The sequence below is a fragment of the Streptomyces sp. SAS_281 genome, assembly GCF_052542855.1.
The window spans coordinates 1-2,488 of record NZ_JBMNDO010000244.1 but is presented as its reverse complement, the minus strand read 5'-3'; the positions used below and the strand labels follow the sequence as shown (position 1 = coordinate 2,488).

General features: G+C 67.2%; 3 protein-coding genes. All 3 read right to left on the bottom strand.

Annotated features, from left to right (window positions below; all coding sequences use genetic code 11):
* Positions 1-1,270: putative antirestriction adenine methyltransferase (locus tag ACN6LM_RS37885; protein WP_445069965.1), on the bottom strand; the 1,270-nt coding region annotated here is incomplete at its 3' end.
* Positions 1,271-1,396: 126 nt separating this feature from the next.
* Positions 1,397-1,810, bottom strand: coding sequence for a hypothetical protein (locus ACN6LM_RS37880; protein WP_445069964.1), 414 nt, complete (start codon positions 1,808-1,810; stop codon positions 1,397-1,399).
* Between the two features lie 198 nt (positions 1,811-2,008).
* On the bottom strand, positions 2,009-2,335 hold the full coding sequence (locus ACN6LM_RS37875) for a hypothetical protein (protein ID WP_445069963.1): 327 nt from the start codon (positions 2,333-2,335) through the stop codon (positions 2,009-2,011).
* Positions 2,336-2,488: the final 153 nt, after the last annotated feature.

Here is a 2,488-nt window from a genome sequence, read left to right as displayed (position 1 = left end):
TGTGCTGCCCCATGGCCCCCTGGTACTGAAGCTGGAACTTCCAGCCGTCCTCGGCCGACGGGCTGCGCTTCTTCAGCCGCAGGAGCCCGCGGTACTTCATCGACACCGCGTTGTTGCTGAACGCCGTGGTCGCCACCCGCCGGATGCGCCGCGAGAACGCCCGCTGACACAGCAACTGCGCCTCCACGCTCGTGGCCGCTAGCACGATCAGCTTCGACAACCTCGGGTAGTCGGTCGGCGCGACCGCGAAATCGGAGAGCACGTACACCTCGTCCGGCGTGAACGTGCTCGGAGCCATCGCGAACACCCCGAGCACCCGCCCGCCGCCGTCCTTCACCGCAACGGCCAGGTTCGCCGCACCCGGAGCAATCCGAGGGTTGAGGTACCGGGAGCGCAGCGCGTTGAACTGCCCCGGCTTCAGCAGCGACAGCCGCAGCGGGCCGACCAGTTCGTCACCCTGGCGCAGGCGGGGAGCCTTCACCGGCTCGATCGGCTGACGCGGGGCCACGATCCTCGTCCGGGCCTCGCTGGCGTACACGTAGAAGGGAGCGGCGCGCGGCGTCGCCTTGATCACCCCACGCAGGTACTGGTCCAGCTCGGGCACGTGGTGGTTGGAGGCCGTCAGCCAGTACGGCCGGTCCGTGATCGCGCCGAGCACGCTCACCACGTCGTCATCGGACAGCGGCTCGTACTGGGGCGCGTCCCAGGTGAAGTGAGCTTCCAACGGCTCGTACAGCTTCTCGTAGCCGCCGCCGTAGAAGGGAGGGAAGGAGCACACCGGAGCGTCACCAGGGACCTTCTGGAGCCAGGAGCGCACGTCCTCGACCTGGTACGAGGCCAGTTCGATGTCCGAGCCTGACAGCCGCTCGACCGTCTCCGCGTGCTTGGCCTTCCACTGCTCCCGGTAGGAGCGCACCACCCGTTCGTGCCACAGCCCTTCGCGGCCGACGCTGGCCAGGAACCGGGTGCCGAGCATCATCGCCGCGACCGTGCCGACGCCGTCGTCCAAGGAGTCTGCGAGCCAGCCGAGTTCGTCCCGGCTCTCCTCGCGGAGCTGGATGCCGACCGGCTGCCGGGTGAGCCACCGGCCGACCGCGCTGGTGTAGATGGACACGTCGGAGGAGTGGAGGGCGAAGCCCATGCCCGCGATGCTGCGCTCGATGGTGAAGTTGCCGCAGCACGGGACGTACACCTCCGAGCCGCTCGGCCACTGGCTGGCGGTCTCGCGCACGATGGAGCGCATGGGGCCCGGGATGGTGCCCTGGAACATCCGTCCTCCTAAACGGCAACGCCCGGCCTCGGCGGGATGCCGGGCCGGGCGCTGCGCTGACATGACACAAGGAGCGCAGAGCCCTTTGAAATCATGTCACCTATCTTCTTGGTGCGGTTCCGACGCTCAGATCAAGGTGCCCTGCTGGAAGTGGTCGCCTTCCCCCGGGGACAGTTCCCGCACCTCGTCCCCGGTGCGGTCCTTCCACCAGGAGGCGAACGCCGTGCGGTGACACCACAGGTTCGGCTTGGTCAGATCCTCGAAGCAGAGCAGCACGAGACGGTGATCACGCTCGGCGTCCGCGATCTGCTGGAGCCGCGCCGCGATTCGCTCGGGGCCGAGCTGGTCGAGGTCGGCCCGGTACGCCGCGGTGAACTCGGGCTCCGGCGCGGAGAGGTAGTCCCGACGTGGGGCGAGCTCCCGCACCGAGTGGGTGAGGGAGTAGGGGAGTTTGAAGCGGACACCGCCCAGGGTGATGCGTACCGGTACCCCTTGCGGGGGCTGGAACGCCTGGATGCGGTTGGTGAACAGGGTTATCACGCAGCTGTTCCTTTCGTGCTGCTTGGCCGCCGGGCGCGCACGTCGGCGCCGCCGGCGTGCCTGGGTTCCTTCGGTGCCGCCCGCTCGGGCTCTCGTGAACCTGAGCGGCACCGGGAGTGCAGGGAGACCTTCCGCCCTGCACCCCCGGCATGGTCCGCCGGAGGGGATGCAGGTCCCTGCACCCCCTCTGACCCCGACCTACCCCATGTCTTCCGAGTAGGTGAAGGAGGTCCGGGCTGCCAGCTGGATGACGATGTCGAATTCCACCGGGCCGTCCGCGAGGTCGGCCGTGAGGCGGAGGACCCTGTTGGTCTCGTTGGCGAAAGCCGAGGCTGTGGTCTCGTCGACTTCAACGACCACTTCCGAAGCCGGTCCGGGCATGCGGTCACGCGACTCCACCAGGAGGAAGGAGAGGTAGCCCGCCATCTCCCGGAGCGCGGGGCTGGCCGACCTGCTCCCCCAGTCCACGAACTCCGACCTGACCTGATCGATTCCAACAGAATCCAGTTTTACCTTTTCCGCCATTTTCCCATTTCCAATCCTTAGGGGGTTTTCCCTTTCCCGTACTTATATCTTATGGGAATTGCCGAGCGGAGAACATATTCACCGGGAATTGATTTCCTTTAATTCCGCAATTCCGACGCTCCGAGCACAGTGGGCGCGCCCCGTATGCCGGGG